This window comes from Tardiphaga sp. 862_B3_N4_1 (assembly GCF_051811085.1).
Classification (GTDB): domain Bacteria; phylum Pseudomonadota; class Alphaproteobacteria; order Rhizobiales; family Xanthobacteraceae; genus Tardiphaga; species Tardiphaga robiniae.
The window spans coordinates 902,877-924,062 of record NZ_JBPWQB010000001.1; the positions used below are offsets into that span (position 1 = coordinate 902,877).

General features: G+C 60.0%; 20 protein-coding genes. 13 read left to right on the forward strand and 7 right to left on the reverse strand.

Annotation, left to right across the window (positions count from 1 at the left end; translation table 11 throughout):
- Nucleotides 1-2: 2 nt before the first annotated feature.
- Nucleotides 3-1,451 carry an FAD-dependent tricarballylate dehydrogenase TcuA gene (tcuA, locus tag AB8B02_RS04205; RefSeq protein WP_439063204.1) on the forward strand — a complete coding sequence of 483 codons (1,449 nt, stop codon included), beginning with the start codon at nt 3-5 and terminating at the stop codon, nt 1,449-1,451.
- Complete coding sequence (gene tcuB, locus AB8B02_RS04210; protein WP_439063205.1) at nt 1,435-2,646, forward strand: tricarballylate utilization 4Fe-4S protein TcuB; 1,212 nt, start codon at nt 1,435-1,437, stop codon at nt 2,644-2,646. Before tcuA ends, tcuB begins: the two co-directional genes overlap by 17 nt.
- 155 nt (nt 2,647-2,801) lie before the next feature.
- Here tcuB and AB8B02_RS04215 read toward each other — a convergent pair whose 3' ends face one another.
- Both AB8B02_RS04215 and AB8B02_RS04220 read right to left on the reverse strand, forming a co-directional pair.
- The gene (locus AB8B02_RS04215) at nt 2,802-3,602 is read right to left on the reverse strand and encodes an SDR family NAD(P)-dependent oxidoreductase (RefSeq protein WP_439063206.1); all 801 of its coding nucleotides are present in this window, start codon (nt 3,600-3,602) and stop codon (nt 2,802-2,804) included.
- Nucleotides 3,603-3,646: 44 nt separating this feature from the next.
- Nucleotides 3,647-4,489 (reverse strand): MurR/RpiR family transcriptional regulator, encoded by an 843-nt coding sequence (locus AB8B02_RS04220; RefSeq protein WP_439063207.1) that lies wholly within the window; start codon nt 4,487-4,489, stop codon nt 3,647-3,649.
- Between the two features lie 133 nt (nt 4,490-4,622).
- Between AB8B02_RS04220 and AB8B02_RS04225 the strand changes: the two genes are divergently transcribed.
- The 7 genes from AB8B02_RS04225 to AB8B02_RS04255 all read left to right on the forward strand — a co-directional run bounded on the left by AB8B02_RS04225 (nt 4,623) and on the right by AB8B02_RS04255 (nt 11,487).
- A complete protein-coding gene (locus tag AB8B02_RS04225) occupies nt 4,623-5,918 on the forward strand; it encodes an ABC transporter substrate-binding protein (protein ID WP_439063208.1) in 1,296 nt (431 codons plus the stop codon).
- A gap of 69 nt (nt 5,919-5,987) precedes the next feature.
- A complete protein-coding gene (locus tag AB8B02_RS04230) occupies nt 5,988-6,914 on the forward strand; it encodes a branched-chain amino acid ABC transporter permease (protein ID WP_439063209.1) in 927 nt (308 codons plus the stop codon).
- A 1-nt stretch (nt 6,915) separates the two neighbouring features.
- The gene (locus AB8B02_RS04235) at nt 6,916-7,929 is read left to right on the forward strand and encodes a branched-chain amino acid ABC transporter permease (RefSeq protein WP_439063210.1); all 1,014 of its coding nucleotides are present in this window, start codon (nt 6,916-6,918) and stop codon (nt 7,927-7,929) included.
- Between the two features lie 3 nt (nt 7,930-7,932).
- Nucleotides 7,933-8,676 carry an ABC transporter ATP-binding protein gene (locus tag AB8B02_RS04240; protein WP_439063211.1) on the forward strand — a complete coding sequence of 248 codons (744 nt, stop codon included), beginning with the start codon at nt 7,933-7,935 and terminating at the stop codon, nt 8,674-8,676.
- On the forward strand, nt 8,676-9,374 hold the full coding sequence (locus AB8B02_RS04245; RefSeq protein ID WP_439063212.1) for an ABC transporter ATP-binding protein: 699 nt from the start codon (nt 8,676-8,678) through the stop codon (nt 9,372-9,374). The genes AB8B02_RS04240 and AB8B02_RS04245 overlap by 1 nt, the downstream gene beginning before the upstream one ends.
- Complete coding sequence (locus AB8B02_RS04250) at nt 9,374-9,994, forward strand: ATP-binding cassette domain-containing protein (protein WP_439063213.1); 621 nt, start codon at nt 9,374-9,376, stop codon at nt 9,992-9,994. Before AB8B02_RS04245 ends, AB8B02_RS04250 begins: the two co-directional genes overlap by 1 nt.
- A 50-nt stretch (nt 9,995-10,044) precedes the next feature.
- Complete coding sequence (locus AB8B02_RS04255; RefSeq protein WP_439063214.1) at nt 10,045-11,487, forward strand: NAD-dependent succinate-semialdehyde dehydrogenase; 1,443 nt, start codon at nt 10,045-10,047, stop codon at nt 11,485-11,487.
- Between the two features lie 225 nt (nt 11,488-11,712).
- Here the strand turns inward: AB8B02_RS04255 and AB8B02_RS04260 are convergent, their stop codons facing one another.
- From AB8B02_RS04260 to AB8B02_RS04275, 4 genes are all read right to left on the reverse strand, one after another.
- Nucleotides 11,713-12,237, reverse strand: a complete 525-nt coding sequence (locus tag AB8B02_RS04260; RefSeq protein ID WP_439063215.1) for a hypothetical protein — start codon at nt 12,235-12,237, stop codon at nt 11,713-11,715.
- A gap of 116 nt (nt 12,238-12,353) precedes the next feature.
- Nucleotides 12,354-12,839 carry a DUF302 domain-containing protein gene (locus AB8B02_RS04265; protein ID WP_439063216.1) on the reverse strand — a complete coding sequence of 162 codons (486 nt, stop codon included), beginning with the start codon at nt 12,837-12,839 and terminating at the stop codon, nt 12,354-12,356.
- A gap of 79 nt (nt 12,840-12,918) precedes the next feature.
- Nucleotides 12,919-13,776, reverse strand: a complete 858-nt coding sequence (locus tag AB8B02_RS04270) for an alpha/beta fold hydrolase (protein WP_439063217.1) — start codon at nt 13,774-13,776, stop codon at nt 12,919-12,921.
- 85 nt (nt 13,777-13,861) lie between these two features.
- Nucleotides 13,862-14,632: an alpha/beta hydrolase gene (locus AB8B02_RS04275; RefSeq protein ID WP_439063218.1), complete on the reverse strand. Its 771-nt coding sequence runs from the start codon at nt 14,630-14,632 to the stop codon at nt 13,862-13,864.
- 211 nt (nt 14,633-14,843) lie between these two features.
- On the opposite strand from AB8B02_RS04275, the gene AB8B02_RS04280 reads away from it, so the two are divergent.
- Nucleotides 14,844-15,806: a cupin domain-containing protein gene (locus tag AB8B02_RS04280; protein ID WP_439063219.1), complete on the forward strand. Its 963-nt coding sequence runs from the start codon at nt 14,844-14,846 to the stop codon at nt 15,804-15,806.
- A gap of 386 nt (nt 15,807-16,192) precedes the next feature.
- On the opposite strand, the gene AB8B02_RS04285 is transcribed toward AB8B02_RS04280, so the two are convergent.
- On the reverse strand, nt 16,193-17,893 hold the full coding sequence (locus AB8B02_RS04285; RefSeq protein ID WP_439063220.1) for an IlvD/Edd family dehydratase: 1,701 nt from the start codon (nt 17,891-17,893) through the stop codon (nt 16,193-16,195).
- A gap of 194 nt (nt 17,894-18,087) precedes the next feature.
- Here AB8B02_RS04285 and AB8B02_RS04290 point away from each other — a divergent pair, with 194 nt between their 5' ends.
- The 3 genes from AB8B02_RS04290 to AB8B02_RS04300 are packed head-to-tail and all read left to right on the forward strand — an operon-like array spanning nt 18,088 to nt 21,185.
- Nucleotides 18,088-19,371, forward strand: a complete 1,284-nt coding sequence (locus tag AB8B02_RS04290) for an ABC transporter substrate-binding protein (RefSeq protein WP_439063221.1) — start codon at nt 18,088-18,090, stop codon at nt 19,369-19,371.
- A gap of 9 nt (nt 19,372-19,380) precedes the next feature.
- Nucleotides 19,381-20,331, forward strand: a complete 951-nt coding sequence (locus tag AB8B02_RS04295) for a carbohydrate ABC transporter permease (RefSeq protein ID WP_439063222.1) — start codon at nt 19,381-19,383, stop codon at nt 20,329-20,331.
- Nucleotides 20,332-20,342: 11 nt separating this feature from the next.
- A complete protein-coding gene (locus AB8B02_RS04300) occupies nt 20,343-21,185 on the forward strand; it encodes a carbohydrate ABC transporter permease (RefSeq protein WP_175368247.1) in 843 nt (280 codons plus the stop codon).
- Nucleotide 21,186: the final 1 nt, after the last annotated feature.

The window sequence follows — 21,186 nt, forward strand, 5'->3', positions numbered from 1 at the left end:
CCATGGCAACATCTTCATCCCCATCGGACGTGCTCGTCATCGGTGGCGGCAATGCAGCTTTGTGCTCGGCGCTAATGGCGCGCGAGGCAGGCGCATCGGTGCTGATGCTGGAATCCGCGCCACAGGCGTGGCGCGGCGGCAATTCGATGCATGTGCGCAACCTGCGCTGCATGCATGACGATCCGCAGGACGTGCTGGTCGAGGCCTATCCCGAGGAAGAGTATTGGCAGGATCTCTTGAAGGTCACAGGCGGCCTGACTGACGAGCCACTGGCGCGGATGGTGATCCGCCATTCGTCGCGCTGCCGGCCATGGATGCGCAAGCACGGCGTGCATTTCCAGCCACCTTTATCCGGTGCGCTGCATGTGGCGCGTACCAATGCGTTCTTCATGGGCGGCGGCAAGGCGCTGGTGAATGCCTATTACCGATCAGCCGAGGCCCTCGGGGTCGCAATCCGTTACGACACGCCTGTGAAGAGTCTCGAGCTGAAGGATGGCCAGTTTATAGCTGCCATTACCGAGTCCGGCGAGCGCATCACTGCAAAAAGCTGTGTGCTCGGCTGCGGCGGCTTCGAGTCCAATCTGGAATGGCAGCGTGAAGCCTGGGGCCAGAATGAGCGCGGCGAATGGACCGCGGAGAACTTCTTGATCCGCGGCACTCGCTTCAATCAGGGTGTGTTGCTCAAGTTCATGATCGATGCCGGTGCCGACAGCATCGGAGATCCGACCCAGGCGCATTGCGTCGCCATCGACGCGCGCGCGCCGCTCTATGACGGCGGCATCTGCACGCGCATCGATTGCGTCTCGCTCGGTGTCGTCGTCAATCGCGAAGCCAAGCGCTTCTATGACGAGGGCGAGGATTTCTGGCCGAAGCGCTATGCGATCTGGGGCCGTCTTGTCGCGCAACAGCCGGGCCAGACCGCGTGGTCGATCATCGACCAGAAGGCGGTCGGTCGCTTCATGCCGCCGGTGTTCGATGGCACCAAGGCCAATACGCTGGACGAACTTGCCACGAAGATCGGCGTCGATCCCGCGATCTTCGTCGAGACGCTGTCAGCCTATAATGCGGCCTGCCGTCCCGGCACGTTCGATCACACCGCATTGGATGATTGCCGTACCGACGGGCTCACGCCCGCAAAGACCCACTGGGCGCGGGTGATCGACACGCCGCCGTTCTACGCCTATCCGCTCAAACCCGGCATCACTTTCACTTATCTCGGCATGAAGACCGATGCGACGGCGGCCTGCCGCTTCAACGGCGTTGCGAGCAGCAACCTGTTTGCCGCCGGCGAGATGGTGGCCGGCAATGTGCTCGGCAAGGGCTATACCGCCGGTGTCGGCATGAGCATCGGCACCGCGTTCGGCCGCATCGCCGGTGTCAATGCGGCGGCTGCGACCGGGCATCGCCACCCGACATTCCAAGAGGAGCTTCGCTATGCCGCCGGTCACTGAGTTGGAAGCGCCCGTCGCCGGCGGCGCCTGCGAAGGCGGCGTGAACTTTGCCGATGCGATGACTGTGGGCGAGGCGGAGATCGCCCGCGTCATGCAGATCTGCAACGCATGCCGTTATTGCGAAGGATTCTGCGCCGTCTTCCCGGCGATGACGCGTCGGCTCGAATTCAACGCGGCCGATACGCATTACCTTGCGAATCTCTGTCACAACTGCGGCTCGTGCCTTTATGCGTGCCAATATGCGCCGCCGCATGAGTTTGCAGTCAATGTTCCGCAGGCGATGGCGAAGGTGCGGGTGCGCACCTATCAGGACTATGCGTGGCCGCGCGCGTTCGGCCGGCTCTACGAGCGCGCCGGGCTGACGGTGGCGTTCGCGCTGTCGGGTGGTCTGGCGCTGTTCATGATCCTTGCTGTTGCGATGAACGGCCGGCTTATCCATGAGCCGCTGGCGGGCCAGTTCTATGCGATCTTCCCACACAACTTCCTGGCGCTGTTGTTCGGCACTGTGTTCCTGTTCGCAATGCTGGCGCTCGCCATCGGCGTGGTCAAATTCTGGCGCGAGGTCTCGCCGACGAAGGACGGCAATCCCGCCGACATCAAGGCGGCCGCGCAGGCGCGCGTTCCTGCGGTGGCCGAAGCCGTCCACGACGTCGCGCGGCTGAAGTATCTCGGCGGCGGCCATGGCGAGGGCTGCAACGAGGACGATGATGCCTTCACGCCGTGGCGGCGGCGCTTCCACCATTTCACGCTCTATGGCTTCCTGCTGTGCTTCGCGGCGACCTGCGTGGCGACGCTCTATCACTATCTGTGGAATCTGCACGCACCCTATGCCTTCACCAGCGCGCCGGTGATTCTCGGCTCACTCGGCGGCACCGGCCTGATCGTCGGGCCGGCCGGCCTGCTGTGGCTGAACCTGAAGCGCGATGCGCTGCGCGCCGACGTCAAACAGAACGCCATGGACCGCGGCTTCATCATGCTGCTGCTGCTAGTCAGCGCCACCGGCTTCGCGCTGCTGCTGCTGCGCGATACCCGCTTCATGGCGCTGTGGCTCGCGATCCATCTCGGCACCGTAATGGCGCTGTTCCTGACGCTGCCTTACGGCAAATTCGCCCACGGCATTTTCCGCTCCGCGGCCCTGCTCAAGTTCAACATTGAGAAGCGCATGCCAAACCGGCTGGGGCTTGGCGGAGAGTAGGCAGAATCTCTGAATGTCGGCTTCTGGCGCTAAGCGGACTCTGGTGAAAAAGGAGCCGCAGGTTTCATGGCGAGATTGCGCAGCGGCTTGCAAATAACAACGAAGAGGATTCGGTTCCTGCATTCCAAATGGTCACTGAATTGGGAGTTTGAGGCTCATGCCGGCCAGAGCTGGCTGCCGCCGTCGACGCGAAGGACCTGCCCCGATACGAACGCTCCCATAGGTCCGGCAAATAACTCAATGACGCGCGCAACCTCGTCTATGGTGGCAATCCGGTCGAGCGACCCTTCCTGAATCAGCCGCGCCGGATCGACGGTGCGTGTTGCCATAAACCGTTCCGTGCGTGTGTCGCCGGGGGCGATCGTGTTGACGGTGACATCACAGGTCCGCATCTGGTCGGCGAGACACCGCGTAAAATGCATCGCGCCGGCTTTTGCCGTTGCGTAGATCGATGAATTCGTGCGCCCTTTGAATGCCGCGACTGAGCCGATGTTGATAATGCGTCCCCGGCGCCGGTTCATCATGCCCCGCGCCACCTGCTGGCAGACGAAGATTGTGCTTAGAAGATTACGGTCGATGACGGCCCGCACATCCTCTGCCTTGATACTCACGACATCGTTCGGGTTTGGCTTTCCGCCTGCAGCCGCGATGTCGCCGCCGGCATTGTGTACGAGGATATCGATGGGGCCGAGACTGGTCTCGGTGACTTGAATGACCCGCTCGATGTCCTCCGATATAGTAAGATCGCCGAGCACCTTGAAAGTGCGGACGTCATGTTTGTCCGCTATCGATCGAGCGACATCCGTAAGCGTCTCGGTGCCACCAAATTCGGAAGGACCGTGCTCGCGCATGCCGTGAATCGCGATATGGCAACCGAGGGCTGCGAGACGTTCGGCAAAGGCGCGGCCAAGCCCGCGACCTGCACCCGTGACGAGTGCGACCTGGCCTTCCAGCATACGAGCGGACATGGCTTCATCCTGTCAGTTAATGAGAGTTGTCTTCAGTCGAGTGTAAGCGTGAGACCGACGGCCAGTGTCTGGGCGAGACACATGGGAGCAACCATCGTGCGGAGTGCGGCTTCCGGCATGTCCGGAATTTCGAAGACGACGCTGGCGCCCTCGACAATCGGGCTGAGCAAGCTGTCCGTGATCGAGATAACAGGCAAGCGGCGGGCTACGAGTTCCGGAAACAGTCGCGCTGTGTCGGGATTGTAGACCCTGAAGCTGATGGCAACGAGCGCATCGGCAGGGGTCGCCGAGGCGGCCTGGTCGCCAAGCGCGCTGCCAAGTCCGTCGAGGATAACGACGCGGCGCCCAAGTTTGCGCAGAACATAGGTCAGATGCGCTGCGACCGGGAAAGAGCCGCCGAGGCCCAGGACATAGATCGTCTCTGCGGCGCCGAGCAGTTCGATCGCGCGCGCAAGATCTGCCTGCCTGACGCGGTCCTGCAGGCTTTCTAACGAGACCATGCCTTCTGACGCGAAGCGGGTCAGAACCGCCTGTGGATTGTTCGCACCCTGAAAGCGGCCATCGCGTCGCAGCCCGGTGATGCGCTCCTTGTAGCTCGGTGGCACGCTGGCGACGAGCCTTGAACGGAACACCTGTTGCAATTCCGTGAAGCCGCCATAGCCCAGTGCGCGCGCAAATCTCACAATGGCGGACGGCTGCACCTTCGCACGCTGTGAAACTTCCGCCACGGTCCCGAGCGCCATCTCGGTGGGATGTTCGAGTGCAAACTCAGCGATCACCCGGAGACGATCTGAAAAATCCGGATGTTGGCGCGCGATCTCGTGACGGAGGTTTTCATAAGTGCCGTGCTGGGCGGCTTTGGCTTTAGTGGACATGCGGTTGGCTCGTATTTGCGGTCATCGGTTTCTCTGACTTGTATATTCCACTTTACATGGTTCGTGGAATGTTTATTCTAAGGCCATACGATGCGCGGACAATAAAAGAGCCGCCGAGTTCCAGGAGGAAACAATGAAGCGACGTAGCGATACGTCCGGGCTGTCCCGGCGTGCCCTCGTGAAGGGCGGCTTGCTGTCTGCCACAGCGACATTTTTCGGTCCATGGCAGCACACACGTGTTCTGGCGCAGGGAGAAAAGAAGCCAATCAAGTTGGGGCTCACCTGCGATGCCAGCGGCCAATATGGCAATAGCGGGCAGGACGATATGCGCGGCATCCGCCTCGCCATTGATGAGTTCAACGCGAAAGGCGGCGTTCTCGGTCGCAAGATCGAATGGACGACGGCCGACACCGAAACCAACGCGGCGACAGGGACGCGCATCGCGGAGCGTTTCATTACGCAGGAGCAGTGTGGCTTCCTGATCGGCGCCGTGCATTCGGGCGTCGCCAATGCCATCACGCAAGTCGCGAATAAATACGGCACCATCTATTTCAACACCAACTCGTCGGCGCCAAGCGAAGCAGGCGAGAACTGCTCGCGCATCAAATTTGTCTGGGATGGGAACGGAACCAATTTTTCCAAGGCCGCTGTCCAGAACGCGGTTCAGAAGATCGGCAAGAAGTGGCTATTGCTGACCAACGATTATGTGTGGGGGCATACGACATCGGCCGCGACCAAAGCCGAGGTCGAGAAGTCCGGTGGACAGATCATCGATAATCTGCTGATCCCGCAGAACACCCGCGACTTCACCTCCTATCTCCTCAAGGTGCAGCAGGCCAAGCCTGATGTGGTCGCGATGGCCGTCGGCGGCGACGACATGAAGGCGCTACGTCAGCAGATCAGTGCACTGAAGCTGGAAGAGAAAACGGCCTGGGTGAACAATCAGCAGGACTGGCCCGATATCTGGGGCGCGGAAGATACGCTGTTCGGCGTCTTCGGTACCAACTGGTATCATCTTTTGCCGCTCCCCGGCGTTGCCGAATTCGTCAAACGCTGGCAAGCGACCTATCCGCAGTCGCCGATTCCGGTGCCCGGGAATGTCTCCTACAACGGCTACATCGCGACACGCGAATTGCTGCGCGCCATCGAGCGCGCCGGTACGACCAGCAATCACGCTGTGATCAAGCAGTTGGAAGGGCACAAGATGCTCGCTGCCGACCGCATGCAGCATTTCGATGCGTATATCGATCCTGCGACGCATCAAGTGCAGCAGACGATCTATCTTGCCCGCCGCAATGCAAAACCCGCCGACAAGACGGATCTGTATGAGGTCATCAGCTGGACCAGGCCCGAAACGGCGGTGGACGATGCCTCGCTGGAAAAATGCAAGATGAAGGCGCTCGCCGACGTTCCGGTCTTCGACACATAAGGCCCAGGCGTGAGCGCCCGGAGCACGTTCCGGGCGCTCGTGCTCGCTCATTGGAATAGATGAACGCTTATGTCGCTTCTCAATCTCCTTCCGCATTTGCTGAACGGTATAGCGCTCGGCTTGCTATTTTCCCTGATTGCACTTGGCTTCATGCTGATCCTTGGATTGATGGAGCAGATCAACCTTGCTCATGGCTCGTTATTCGCTCTCGGGGCGTACTTCGCCTACGCCATTTGCCGGGCGAAGCTACCGTTGCCGCAGGATGTCCTGACCGCGTGGGCGGGCGTGCCGCTTGGCTTGCGGTTTGCCGCAGCAGTTGTGGTGGCTCCGATCCTGGTTGCGCCCTTTGGTCTTGTGCTTGAGCGACTGATGCGCCGCACCTATGGGCGCGATCCGCTCTATGGGCTTCTGCTCACCTTCGGTGTTGCTATGGTGCTGGAAGAGTTAATCCGCGTGGTGTGGGGCACGCGCGACTACATGATGCCGGTACCGCGTGACATGTCCGGCGGCTTCATCATGCTCGATCTGATCTGGTCGACCTATCGCTTCTGGGCGGCCGGCATGGCGATCATGGCCATGGGAGCCGTCTGGTTCATCGTCGAACGCACGCGCTTCGGTGCGATGGTCAAGGCTGGCGCCCATGACAGCGAAATCGTCCAGGCACTCGGCATCGATCTGACGCGGCTGCGGGTTTGGGTGTTCGTCCTTGGCACGATGCTCGCGGCTTTCGCCGGTGTGATCATGGCGCCGCTTTGGGGAATCCGGCCGCATATGGGAGTCGATGCCGTTGTGCCGGCATTCCTCATTATCGTGCTCGGTGGCGTCGGAAGCTTCTGGGGGGCTGCGTTGGGCGGGCTCCTGGTCGGCATGGTGGTCGGGCTGTCCGGTGCCTATGCCTCCGAATGGTCGATGCTGTCCATGTATCTGTTGTTAATTGTCGTCGTGACGTTCCGCGCACGAGGCCTGTTCGGCAAGAAAAGTGTGTTGGAGGCTTGATATGGCGGCAGCCCGTACGGTTCCCAGCTTCACGCCCGCGATGCTCGTTACGTGGATCCTGTTCGCAACCGTTCCGTTCTGGATCGAGCGAGTCGGTCTCTATCAGTATCTCGGGGTCGAGATCCTGATCTTTGCGCTTTATGCTCTGGCCTACAATCTGGTCCTGGGTCATGCGGGATTGCCGTCGTTCGGGCATGGCGCATTTTTCGGGATTGGTGCCTACGCATTCGGTCTGGCGCAATCGAACATCGTGCCGAACCTGTGGGTCTGTCTTGCGGTTGCGGCAGGTGCAGCCGCAATAGCGGGCGCTTTTGTGGCGCTCTTCATCTCGCACAGGCGAGGCATCTATTACGCGTTGATGACCATCGCTTTCGGGCAAATCTTCTGGTTCATCGCGATCAAGGCGCACCGCATAACTGGGGGCGAAGATGGCTTGCTCAAGATTGAGAGGCTACCCGCCTCGCTTGGCATCACCACGTTCAACCTCGGCAGCAACATAGCGCTGTATTACTTCGTGCTCGCGGTCTTCGCTGTCGTCTCGTTCCTGCTGTGGCGGCTCGTGCATTCCCCCTTTGGGCGGGTGGTTAAGGCCATAAAGCAGAACGAAACACGTGCTCGTTTCGTCGGCTACGACGTCTGGCGCTACAAGGCGGCAGTCCTGGTTGTATCCACGACCTTATCCGGACTCGCGGGCGGATTATTCGCGATGGCACAGACTTCCGCCTTCCCGGACGTGATGAGCCTGCACTATTCCGGCTATGTCGTCATGATGACACTGGTGGGCGGCGGACTTGTCTCGTTCTGGGGGCCCGTCATCGGTGCCGTGGCCTTCTTTCTTGCACGCGACGTCATCGGATCATTCACCACAGGGTGGATGCTGTGGTTCGGCCTGTCGTTTGTTGTCCTCGTGCTTTTCAAGCCGGAGGGGATCGCCGGCATATTTGCCGGCGTCATGAACGGACGAGACAAGATCGTTCCGCGCCCTGCCGCCGCACCGCAATCGCAGGCGAGGTGAGCCATGCCACTGTTTGAAGCCAAAGATCTGCATCTGCGATTCGGCGATCGCGTCGTGCTCGAGAGCGTCTCGCTTGCATTTGAAGCCGGCCAGTTGTCCGGCATCATGGGGCCGAACGGCGCCGGCAAGACGACCTGTTTCAACGTGCTGACCGGCCGCTACAAGCCCAATCGCGGGCAGGTATTGTGGCAGGGAGACGACATCACCGGGAAAAGTCCCCAGGATATCGCACGGCTCGGCATCGCAAGGTCGTTCCAGCTGATGAACCTGTTCGACGAGTTCACGGTGTTCGAGAACATAGCCATTGCGCTTCCGGCTACGCGCCGGCGCGGACATGACATGATTGCTCAGGCATATGCCGACACCGCGCTGGTCGACGAAGCTCACGGCATTCTCGAAAAGGTGGGTCTCGCAGGACGCGCCGACGATGAAGCCAAGTCGCTCTCTTATGGCGCACGCCGCGCGCTCGAAATCGGCGTCGCGCTGGCCTGTCGTCCTAAGCTGCTTTTTCTCGATGAACCGACCGCGGGTCTGGGTAGCGACGGGCGCGCCCGACTTGCCGATCTTATCCTTCAGCTCAAAGGCGATCTGACCATCGTCATCATCGAACATGATATGGAATTCCTGTTCTCGCTGGCCGATGAGATATCCGTCATTCATTGGGGGCAGGTGATCGCGCGCGGCGCGCCGGCCGCGCTCAAGACGAATCCCTGGGTCGAGGCTTCCAACCTGGGGCGGCTCAACTGATGCTCGATGTATCCAGTATCGATTCTTTCTATGGCGAGACGCAGGCGCTGTTTTCGGTCTCGTTGTCCGTGCGCGCAGGCGAGGTGCTTGCCCTGCTCGGCGCCAACGGAGCGGGCAAAACCACGGTGCTTCGCTCCATCCTAGGTCTCACGCGCGCGCGCCGGGGCGACATCCGTTTTCAGGGAAAATCGATCGCGGCCAGCGCGACGCATCATATCGCATGTGCGGGCATCGGCTGGGTGCCGGACGACCGTCGCCTCTGTCCGACACTCACCGTGGCGAAAAATCTGTCGTTGGGCGAAAAGCGCACGACTTTTCGAGGATGGTCTCTCGGAGAAGTCACCGAGATTTTCACACCGCTCAAATATCTGATGGCGCGTGAGGCCGAGACTTTGTCCGGCGGCGAGATGCAGATGGTGGCCATCGCCCGCGCGTTGCTCGGTTCACCCGGTCTCGTGCTGTTCGACGAGCCGAGCCAGGGCCTTGCACCGAAAATCGTCGACGACGTGATGGCTGTCATCCGGCGCCTCAGGCAGGCCGGCATTGCCAGTATCGTGGTCGAACAGAATGCCGATGTCGCGCTGGGCGTCGCCGATCGGGTTGTTGTGCTTTCGCAGGGACATGTTGCCTGGGCAGGGGACGCGGCTGCACTGACTGCAGATCCCGGACTCAAGCGCAAGCTTCTGGGAGGGCTGTAATGAGCGAGACGCCGCTACTTGCGCTGGAGAGCGTGAACAAGATCTATCGCCGCGGCTTGCTTGACCGGGAGCCCGCGTTTCAACTGCATGTGGATCGCGCCTTCATGCAGCCCGAGATTGTGGGCGTCATGGGGCCAAACGGCGCCGGCAAGACCACGCTATTCGAGATGATCGCGGGATCGAACGTGCCGTCGGCAGGGCGTGTGATGGTTGCCGGTCAGGACATGCAAAGCGTTCGCTATCTTCAGCGCGATCGTCTCGCGATTCATTACCATCAGTCCTATCAGGTCCGTCAGTTCAGAAAGACCAGGCCGTCCTTCACGATGGAGCAGGCTGCAAGCGCCTATCCGCTCGTTCATCTGTTCGACGAACCGCAGTTCAATACCCAGGATGGCTATATCGGCTTCATGCTGGATTTCTTCCGCAAGCTGCGCAGTGAGAAGCGGCTCGTTTTCATCTGCCTGCACCCGACGGCGACGTTTCAGCTGACGATCCTCAAGGAGATCTGCGAGCGTTTCCTGTTCGTCAGTGGTGGAGCCGTCACCAATTATGCTCATTTTGATGACCTCACGAGCCAGCCTGATGTCCGCCAGTACCTCGGTGTGTTGGCCCCTGAATAGACTTGCAACTCAATTCACAACAAACCGAAATCTGGAACAGGATTTAGTCCATGCAGCCACAATATCTCGATACGCTCCCGCATTATATCAACGGTGCATGGGCCCAGCCGACTTCGGGCGATTACCAGGACGTGATTAATCCATCCACGAATATGCCCATCGGCAAACTCGGGCATGCGTCAAAGGCCGATCTCGACAAGGCGATCGCCGCTGCTCGATCCGGCTTCAACACCTGGCGACGCGTCTCCGCCTTCGAGCGCAGCAAGATCCTGCGCAAGGCGGCCGATCTGGTGCGCGCGCGGGTCGAGCAGATCGCCACCATTCTCACCTTTGAGCAAGGCAAGCTCCTGGCTGAGGCGAAGCTCGAAGTCATGGGCTCGGCCGACGTCATCGAATGGTTCGCCGAGGAAGGCCGCCGCGCCTATGGCCGCATCATTCCGGCGCGCGCCGACGACGTCCGCAACATGGTGATGATGGAGCCGGTCGGTCCGGTGGCGGGCTTCTCACCCTGGAATTTTCCTGTGCTGCAGGCTGCTCGGAAGATCTCCGGTGCGCTTGCCGCCGGTTGCTCGATCATCATCAAATGCCCCGAGGAAACACCGGGTTCGCCGATCGAGTTCGTGAAATGTTTCGAAGAGGCCGGCGTGTCCGCCGGCGTGATCAATCTGGTTTACGGCGTTCCGGCCGTGATCTCGGAATATCTCATCAGTTCGCCGGCGATCCGCAAGATATCGTTCACGGGGTCTGTCCCGGTCGGCAAACATCTGGCCTCGCTTGCCGGACAGCATATGAAGCGCACGACCATGGAGCTTGGCGGCCACGCGCCCGTGCTGGTTTTTGACGATGCCGAGACCGATGGCGTTGCCACGCTTCTGGCCGGCATGAAATATCGCAACGCGGGCCAGGTCTGTGTTTCGCCGACGCGCTTCTTTGTTCAGGAAAAGTCCTACGACAAGTTTGTTGCCAAATTCACGGACCTTGCGCGCGGTACTACGGTCGGAGACGGTTTCGATCCTAACAGCAAAATGGGACCGCTCGCCAATCCGCGGCGAGTCAATGCGATGGAAGCGACTCTGCTCGATGCCCAGGAGAAGGGCGCTAAAGTCGAAACGGGCGGCAAGCGCGTTGGCAATTCCGGCAACTTCTTCGAGCCGACTGTACTGACGAATGTCCCCGCCGATGCGCGAATTATGCACGAGGAGCCATTTGGCCCGATCGCGGTGATGTTACGCTTCAAGGATGCCGATGAAGTGCTGGAACGCGCCAATAGCCTGCCGTTCGGTCTTGCGAGCTATGCCTTCACCAAGGACGCGAAAACTGCGACCAAGGTGTCCGACGGACTCGACCACGGAATGGTATCGATCAATCACTTTGGTATCGCTCTTCCGGAAACGCCATTCGGCGGCGTAAAAGATTCAGGTTACGGGCACGAGGGAGGTGTTGAGGGACTTAATGCTTACTTGAGAACAAAATTCGTGAGCCATCTCGGCTGAATTTGACAACTCGATTCTCACGACATCGTGGCCGCGAGTCGTCGTTCTGGATGCAGGTGTCGGGGGAAGTGTCGACGCGTCGACAGTTCCCTTTGTAGATTGCTTGTGACCACTCCTGACGCAAAGCGGGCACTGGATACCTAAAATGCTTACCGCAGATGCCCGAAGAGTGGGTCGTTGCCGACCTGAGCTTTTCGACGAGATGTCGCGCAGGTGCCGCGCGCACTAGCCCCTCGCAGCGGGTGCCGGCGGTACGGGCAGAATAATCTCAGAAGCGACCTTCCAGTCCTTCCCGACGCGAAGCCAATTAATGATCATCAGAAATGGCCTGGCTGTTCCATCCTGTCCCGCATATGAGACCGTGATGTTCATCGGCACATAGGACTCTGCTACGTCGCGCGTTAGGCCGACAATCTTGAGCTTCGAATAATCGGGCTCCAGCACGACCGGACCGGAGCTACCGATGTCATGCAGCTTTTGATCAATAGCTTCGTTGCCCCAAAAGCCGGCCCAGTTTCCCTCGGACGGGATCGCGCTCTTTGCCACCAACAAGGTCGAGGGCGATTGCCAGAACATCTCATGCAAAGCCTTGAAATCGTGCTTGTTCGCCAATTCCATGAGTCTGCCGAACTGCGATTTGATTGTGTTAAGGGTCGTGGCATCCAGCGGCTCAGCACTGACGGCGGGAGCAGCCGTGACAGCCAATGAAAAAGCCGTCGCGGTGAGGGCGGCAAGAAGTTTCTTGTACATGTTCGGAATTCTCTTCCTGGTTTAATGGCCATTCGTCTCGCTCGCGTCGTTCTCGCGCTGCGCGATTGCTGCTTTTGCGACGCTCACTTCCACCGACCGAAACATCACAGGACGTTTTAGCTTGCACATTCGCGCAGCAAGGTCGTGATTTTCGCATCGAGGTTGCGGGCGACGGCGAGTGCTTCTGCGCTGCCATATGGCAAGAGATAGCTCTCCATTCTGTCATAGGAGAGATGCACGCCATCGGAACGTTCATCAATGAGGATTGTAACTGGGGCGTAAGATCCAGCATCGGGTACGTGTTTGACCATTTCTTTCATGATGAGTGGATTTCCCACCAAAAACCGCATGCTGTTAGGCATTTTGGAACCGGTCTCACGACGCAGAACCGCGCCTAAGTCGAATTCAGCGAAAAGCATAAAACCCGTGCGGCCAAGCCCGCTATGCACAATGCGCTCCAATTCCAGGAAGGAATTTGCCGCCCTCGACGACTTAAAAAATTCGACTATGTCGGGCTGGCCGACAGCCGACTTGAGCGCGGCCACGACAGCATCGAATGGCTTTGAGCTCGTAAGGCTGAAACGTTCGACCTCGATTCTCATTTTGTCCTCCGAAATAACTCTCATGGATAAAGTGCGTATGATCGCATCGACCTCTCGCCGGGGATCATGCGGCTGCCGGTTACGCGTTCAGGAAAGTCCGGACGTGACTGACGAAGATCTCGTGGTGCTGAAACAGGGCGCCGTGGCCTGAATCGGGATAGAGGACCAGCTGCGCGTTGCTGAGTTCCTTGAACATTGCGTAGGCATTGTTCGCGGGAAGCATGGTGTCGTGGCTACCGCTGACCACAAGAGTGGGCTGGCGGATAGCGTGCAGAATGGCGTGCTCGGGATCAGGTGTGGCGCACCAAGTGATCAGCGCCTTAGCCTGCGGATCGGTGACCGCGCTGCCGTTATCGGTGTCCCTATCGTCCTTACGCACCTGCGTCCGCTTCAGGAACGCCAGGCCGGACGATTGGCTGGCGGGCGACGTCGTGAAGAACAGCGGCAGGCGGGGGTCGGGTGCATCGGTTTGGGAAAACGCCTCTTGGAGAACCGCTAACAGGTGTTCCTCTCCGCCTTTGGGCGCGGTGCCGACGAGGATGAGCTTGCGGACGAGCCGTCCGTGCTCGGCAGCGATCTGCTGGGCGACGCATCCGCCGAGAGAAAAGCCCAGCAGGTCGACTTCAGAGATGCCAAGCGCGTTGATGAAGGCGACCGCGTCGCGTGCCATCGCCGCGACATTGTCGGGCGTTTGGCCGGTCGAGCGACCGACCCCGGCGTTGTCGAAGGCGATCACAGGGCGATCGGCGGCGAGAGCGTTGACGACGGCGGGATCCCACGCATCGATGTTGCCCGAGAAATGCTGCAGAAGCACCAGCGGCGTTCCGGTCGATGGGCCGAGGCGGCGATAGGCGAAGCGGATTCCGCGGCCTTCGATGTAGCGGGTGGGTGCCGCTTCAAGCGTGGCGTCCTCGCTCGTGATGTCGAGTGCAGTCATGTCATCCTCCGGATGCTGGGCACGAAGTAATCAAGTGAGGGACCAGTGCAGCGCTCCCGGCACGCGTGTGCCGGGAGCGGTCTTGTCACTTCACCAGCGCGGCCTTTTCAATCGCCGCCGCGACTTCCTTCGCATGAACAACGAGCGAAGCATGGCTGCCGGCGACTTCCGTCGTCTGAGCCTTCATCCTGCCGGCGAAAAACTTCTGGGCCTCGGGTGCGATCACCTTGTCCTTCGTGCTGATGACATAGAATGTCGGCTTGTCGCGCCAGGCTGCAATGTCGACGGGCGCCTCGAATGCAACGTGATTCAATGGAAGCTGCGAGTTAGCCAGGTGCGCGGCGATCTCCGGAGGAAGGTCGGCCGCAACGGCCGACGGAAATACCTTGGGATCGATGTAGAGGTTGCCCTTGTCGTCCGGATGAATCGCCGCACCACCTTCGGTCGCGGGACCGCTCTTGGCGAGGTCCGCCAGAGATTGTCCCACGTCAGGCGCGAAAGCGGAGATGTAGACGAGCGCCGAGATCTTGGGGTCGTTGCCGGCTTCCGTGATGACCACGCCGCCCCAGGAATGGCCAACGAGAACGGTCTTGCCGTTCTGCTTCGCCAAGGCCTGTTTGGTGGCATCGACGTCAGCGGCAAGGGAGGTGAGCGGATTTTCGACGAGCGTGACGTTGTAGCCCTTCTTGGTGAGGATGTCGGCAACAGGCTGCCAACTCGTCTGGTCGACGAAAGCGCCATGGACGAGCACGATGTTGTGAGCGGCCCCCTTGGGCAGTTCGGCCGACTGGGCGGAGGCGGCAAATGCCGCTCCGGCCAGGAGGACGGCGGCGGTTGAAAGCAGAAGATTTCGCATGAATGGCTCCTGTTGGATGACGAACGACGCGAGGTCGGGGATGGCAGGCGATTCAGCAAAGTCGCGGATCATCCATCTGCCCTTCGGCAGATGGATGACTGCACGATGCGTCCGCGCGCTTCGGCAGGACCTAATATGAAGATGTTTCGGACGGTAGAGCCCAATCGTCCAAGTATTGCGTCGGATCGTCCGCGAGATTAGCATCGCCGCCATGGACATCCTCGCCGAAGTACTCGACCGCGTGCGCCTCGGGGGGACTTTGCTGTTCCACTTCGAGCTCGGCCATCCCTGGAATCTGGCGTTGCCACAACGCCCGTACGCCATGTTTCATTATATCAGTCGTGGCTCAGCGACCCTCGCGCTCGAACAGGGATCAGAACTCCGCATGAACGCGGGCGACTGTGTTGTCATCTCGCGGGGCGAGCCCCATGTGATTTATTCGGATCGCCGAACGACGCCATTTTCGGTTCTCGACTTCGATCGATCGGCCGCGGATCGTGGCGTCGTTCGTCACGGCGGCAACGCGCAGCCGCATGCGACGATGATCTGCGGCAAGTTCACCGTGGCGCGGCCCTCACGCGGCAGCGTGCTGGACTTACTCCCGCCCGTGCTTCTCCTGAAGCCCACGGAGGATGGCGCGTGGCTCGAGGCGATTCTGCGACGCATGGTGAGCGAGTCGGCATGTGAGCGTCCCGGCCAGGGCGTCGCGTTGTCACGACTAACAGAAGTGCTCTTCGTCGAGGTTCTGCGAAACTGGATCAAGTCGCTTGGTCCCGGAGAAGGCGGGTGGCTGGGCGCGATGGCGGACCCGCACATCGGACCGGCACTTCGGTTGATCCACGAACGACCGGATCGGCCCTGGACTCTTGATGACCTCGGGCAGCGGGTTGGGCTAGGTCGCTCGGCGTTTTCAGCTCGCTTCACCAAGCTCGTCGGCCAGTCCATGTACAGTTACCTGATCGCGCGCCGGATGTCGGAGGCCGCGTTTTTACTCGAAGCAAGCGACGAGGCGATTGCACGGATTGCGACCTCTGTCGGCTATGAGACCACTGCCGCGTTTTCGAAGCTCTTCCATCGACATCACGGCCTATCGCCTGGTCGTTACCGAGCAACTCGACGCTCTGACGGCGGCCGAAGGCAAGGGGACGTCTTGGAAGCAGAAGTCGCTGATTGATCCGCGAGCTCGACAACAAGGTTCGCGCCCTGTTTGGCCGGCTTACAATGGGCACAAATTGGTCCATTGTTTCATCAGAATAAGACGTTGCTTCCAACCGGCTTTCAGTATCGACGAAAATGCTGCTTGCTTGAACTCAGGATAATTCGGCATTGAGCAGTGGACTGGCCTGGGTCAGACAAGGTCCGGTCCTGGCGCAAAGCGGACATTGATACGAGCCTGGGATGGATAGCTTGCTTACGGCGCATTATGAACGGACGGTTGAAGTCATTCTTCTCAAGATGAGCGGACATTCTCAGAGCTCACGGGAGTGGGCCAACGCAATCTTTGATAGTATCCGTTTGTAAAGGCGGATTGCAGGCGATGCGTGATCGCGAGGTAAAATCTTACGTCTTTTTCGCGATCATGAAGTCGAAATCGCAGCCTTCGTCGGCTTGGGTCACTGTCTGCTGAAACAGGCGAGCGTAGCCACGTTCAGGCAGGTTTGGATGAACCTTTGACTGTGCTGCGCGGCGCCCGTCGAGTTCGGATTCATCGACCAGAAGGCTGATGGACCGCGCATCAACGTCAAGCTTGATCTGATCACCGTTGCGAACTAGCCCGAGCGGACCGCCCACCGCGGATTCGGGCGTAATATGCAGCACGATGGTGCCAAATGCAGTGCCGCTCATGCGGGCATCTGAAATGCGCACCATGTCCTTCACACCTTGTCGGCCGAGCTTTTTTGGGATCGGCAAATAGCCCGCTTCCGGCATGCCCGGTGCGCCTTTGGGGCCGGTGTTCAGTAGCACCAGAACGTCTTCGGCCGTTACGTCCAGATCGGGATCGTCGATCCGTAGTGCCATGTCCTCGACAGAGGTAAACACCACGGCGCGGCCGGTGTGCTGCAGCAGTCGGGGCGTCGCAGCCGAGCGCTTGATGATCGCGCCGCCGGGCGCGAGGTTGCCGTACAGCACGGCCATGGAGCCTTCGGCCTTGATCGGATTGCTGCGCGGCCGGATGACGTCCTGACCGGGGACGATCTCAGCTTCGGCCGCAATCTCGCCCAGCGTCTTGCCTGCGATGGTGGGCGCACTACCATCGATAAGGTCGCCAAGTTCTGCAAGCAACTTGGGCACGCCGCCAGCGTGATGGAAATGCTCCATGTAGTGCGCACCTGACGGTTTCAGATCGATCAGCACGGGCGCAATGCGGCCGATCTCGTCGAGCATGTCGAGGTCGTAGCCATGCGGTGTCCGGTTGGCGATGGCGGTGAGATGGATGATGCCGTTGGTAGAGCCGCCGATCGCCTGCATGACAACGGTGGCGTTACGGAAAGCCGCAGGCGTCAGCAATTCCGAGGGACGTGGTCCGCCGCTTACCGCCATTTCGGCGGCGCGCTTGCCGCTTGCTTCGGCGAGACGGAAACGTTCGGCGTGCGGGGCAGGGATGGTCGCGCTCATCGGCAGCGACAGGCCCAGCACTTCCGTGACGCAGGCCATTGTGCTGGCGGTGCCCATCACCATGCAGGTGCCGACGGAGGGCGCGAGGCGCTCGTTGACTATCTCGATTTCCTCGGGGTCGATCTCGCCGGCGCGGTGCGCGCTCCAGAGGCGGCGACAATCCGTACAGGCGCCGAGCACCTCACCCTTGTGATGACCGACGACCATGGGTCCGACGGGGATCACAACCGTTGGCAGATTGACGGATGCCGCGGCCATGATCTGGGCCGGCAGCGTCTTGTCACAGCCGCCGATGACCACGATGGCGTCCATCGGCTGCGCGCGGATCATCTCCTCGGTGTCCATGGCCATCAGGTTGCGCAGGAACATCGAGGTGGGGTGCGCAAAACTTTCGTGGATCGAGATGGTCGGAAATACCATCGGCATCGCGCCGGCCAGCATCACGCCGCGCTTCACCGCCTCGATGATGGCAGGGACGTTACCGTGGCACGGATTGTAGTCGCTGTAGGTGTTGGTGATTCCAACGATCGGGCGCTCCAGCGCATCGTCGGAATAGCCCATCGCCTTGATGAACGCCTTACGCAGAAATAGCGCAAATCCCGCGTCGCCATAGTTTGTCAGCCCTTTGCGAAGCCCTTTGGACATGTCGTTTCCCCTGCGGCCACCAAAGCCGATTTTCTTCGTTACATCGCCGGCGTCGTTTGAATTGTCAATAATCTGATTGGGTACGGCGGATATAATCGCTAATACCACTCAATTGGATATTTATTATTGACAATATGACTGGACCTGTTCCAGGGTCCGGCCCAATAAAAAACAGACATCCGGAGGAGATCACCATGACGGCACGGAGAATTGGACTGGCTGCGGTTGTCGCGGCGGCTACCATCGCGAGCGCTGCTCCCGCTTTTGCGCAGGCCACGCAGATCACGATGTGGAGCAACTGGCCCGACGAGCCCGCCAAGAAGGATTGGGTGACGACGCGGGTGAAGGACTTCGAGGCTGCGAACAAGCAGTGCTCGGTCAAGCTCAGCTTTATCCCGAAGGCGGATCTCTACACCCAGGCCAAATCAGCGGTGCGGACCGGGCAGGCGCCCGACATTTTCTACATGGAACCGGATCAGCCGGAATTTCTCGCCGGAGGCTTCCTCGAACCGCTGGATAGCTATGTCGATCTGGCGCAGTACGAGGACTGGTCGAAACCGGCCTGGACATCGAAGGGCAAGGTCTACGGCCTGCCGGTCGAGGCCTATACGGTCGAGCTTTACTACAACAAGGACGCGGTCAAGAAGGTCGGCGTGGATGTGCCGGCGTCGTTCCAGCTAACGCAGGAGCAGTTCACCGATCTGGTGAAGAAGGGCGTTGCCGCCGGCATCACCCCGGTGTCGCAGGGCGTCGGCGATCGTCCGTTCCCGGGTGGCTTGCTTCTGTTCGAGTCGCTGCTGCGTAAGCTCGGTATCGAGGACTATGGCAAGCTGCTCAATGGTGGGCTGTCGTTCAAGGATCCGCGCGTCGTTGAAGTCATGACCTGGATGAAGGGGCTGGTCGATGCCGGTGCCTATCCGAAGAGTTTTTCCACGCTGAAGCTCGGTGAGTCCCACTTCTATTTCTACAACACGCCGGGCGCGCTGACCTTCCCGGATCCGAGCTGGTTCACGGGTCGCGCCTTTGCGCCACCGGAAGGTGGTGGCATGCCGGCCAATTTCCCGCTCGGCATCATGCAATTTCCGGCAATGGACAAGGGCGCTTGTCCGGACTGCAAGACGCTCGCCGTCGCCGGCAGCTTCGTGATGTATTCAAAGAGCAAGAACAAGGATTGCGCCGGTCCGCTGATGAAATCCATGGCCACCGTCGAGAATGGCACCAAGTGGATGGAGCAGGTCTCGCTGCAGACCGGTCTGAAATCCGACCCGGCCAAGATCAACAGCCCGCGCAAGGACTACTTTGCGGAGCTCAACGCACGCAACAAGAACGTCAAATACTTCTTCGGCACGCCTCTGCTGTATTACCGCGCCAAGTGTGCGGAGACCTACACCCAGGTCATGAACAACGCTTTTCCGGCTGGCCTTCTGAGCGTTCAGGAAGCCGCGGAGAAGATGGACAGCGCCTGCTTCAAGAGCTGAGTACTAACAATGACATCGATCAGCATTCCATCCGCTGCCGAGGAGGGGGCTCAGCACGCAGCCCCCTCGCTGGCCGATCCGCGCCGGGCGAGCTGGTGGGTGCTGGCCGTCTTTCTGGCGCCGGCTTTGGCGGTGTATATCGGACTGACCGCCTATCCGGCGTTTCGAACCTTCTATGACAGCTTCTTCACCATTGAAGGTCTCGATGCGACCTTCGTCGGCCTGGATAACTATCGCGCGCTGATGTCCGACGAGACGTTCTGGGTGTCGGTGCGGAACACATTCATCTGGTCGTTCATCGCGCCCGTGCTCGATGTTGTGACAGGCCTGCTGCTCGCACTGGCGCTATATGCGGGCGTTCCTGCCGCGCGCTTCCTGCGGGTCGCGTGGTTCACTCCGGTCCTTCTATCCTACGTCGTCGTCGCGATCCTCTGGATGTGGATATTCAACTACGACTGGGGAATCCTCAACGCCATGCTGCGCGCCGTCGGGCTTGGGGCACTGGCGTCGTCCTGGCTCGGTGATCCAAATTTAGCGCTCGGCGCACTCATCGTGACCCATGCCTGGAAATGGGCAGGCTTCAACATGGTGGTCTGTCTCGCGGCGATTCATTCGTTGCCGCGCGAGGTACTAGAAGCCTCCGAACTCGACAATTGCGGCTGGGGCGCCAAGCTGCGCTACGTCATTGTGCCGATGCTGCGGTCGACCTTGCTGAACCTTTATATTCTTGCCTTCATCGGCAAGATGAAGATCTTCGATCTGGTCTGGATCATGACCCAGGGCGGCCCGCTATGGGCGACCGAAACCGTATCCACCTACGTCTACAAGCGTGCTTTCAACTGGAACACCTTTGATCTCGGATATCCTTCCGCCATCGCGTCGGTGTGGTTCGTGGTGGTCTGCGCCGCTGTCATCATCCTCAATCGCCTTCTGGCGACCCGCGAACGTCTGGAGTACTGATCGTGGCTGCCATGCTTGCGGAACGCGCACCTTTGCCGCGTTTCTTCAGCCGCGGAGCGCTCGCTCTCGTGCTGGGCCTCTACACTATCTACACGCTGGGACCGTTCCTGTGGCTCGCCACGATGTCGGTGCGCACCACCGCCGAAATCAGCGCCGACCACTATGCGTGGCCCAAAGTGTTCCACTGGGAGCAGTTCCGGATCGCCTGGGTCGATTCCGATTTTGCGACCTATTTCTGGAATTCCACGATTGTCGTGGTGGGCGCCGTCGCCGTCGTGACGCTGCTTGGCGCCGCAGCAGCGCATGCGTTGGCGCGCTATCGTTTCCGCGGCAATCGGCTGGTCTACGGCATCCTGTTCTCGTCGATCATTTTCCCGCCGCAGATTACGTTGATCTCGCTGTATCAGATCCTGGTCGACTACAATCTTTACAACAGCCTGCTCGGGCTGACGCTGGTCTATGTGTCGCTGCAGCTGCCGCTGACAATCTATCTGCTGGAAGGGTTCTTTGCGCGCATTCCGCAGGATCTGTTCGACGCCGCCAAGATCGATGGCTACGGCGATCTCGAAATTTTCCGGCGCATCGTGCTGCCCATCGGCATGCCGGCGATTGCCACTACGCTGATCCTGAACTTTATCCAGCTCTGGAACGAATTTCTGTTTGCCGTCGTGCTGATCACCGATCCTGACAAGCGCACGCTGCCGGTCGGCATTCGCGCCTTCATGGGCGATCATTTCCAGGACATCGGCATGATCGCCACCGGCGTCATGATCTCCGTCATTCCGGTGATCATCGTCTACGTTTTCTTCTCAGAGAAACTCATTCGCGGCATGACTGCCGGCGCAATCAAATAAG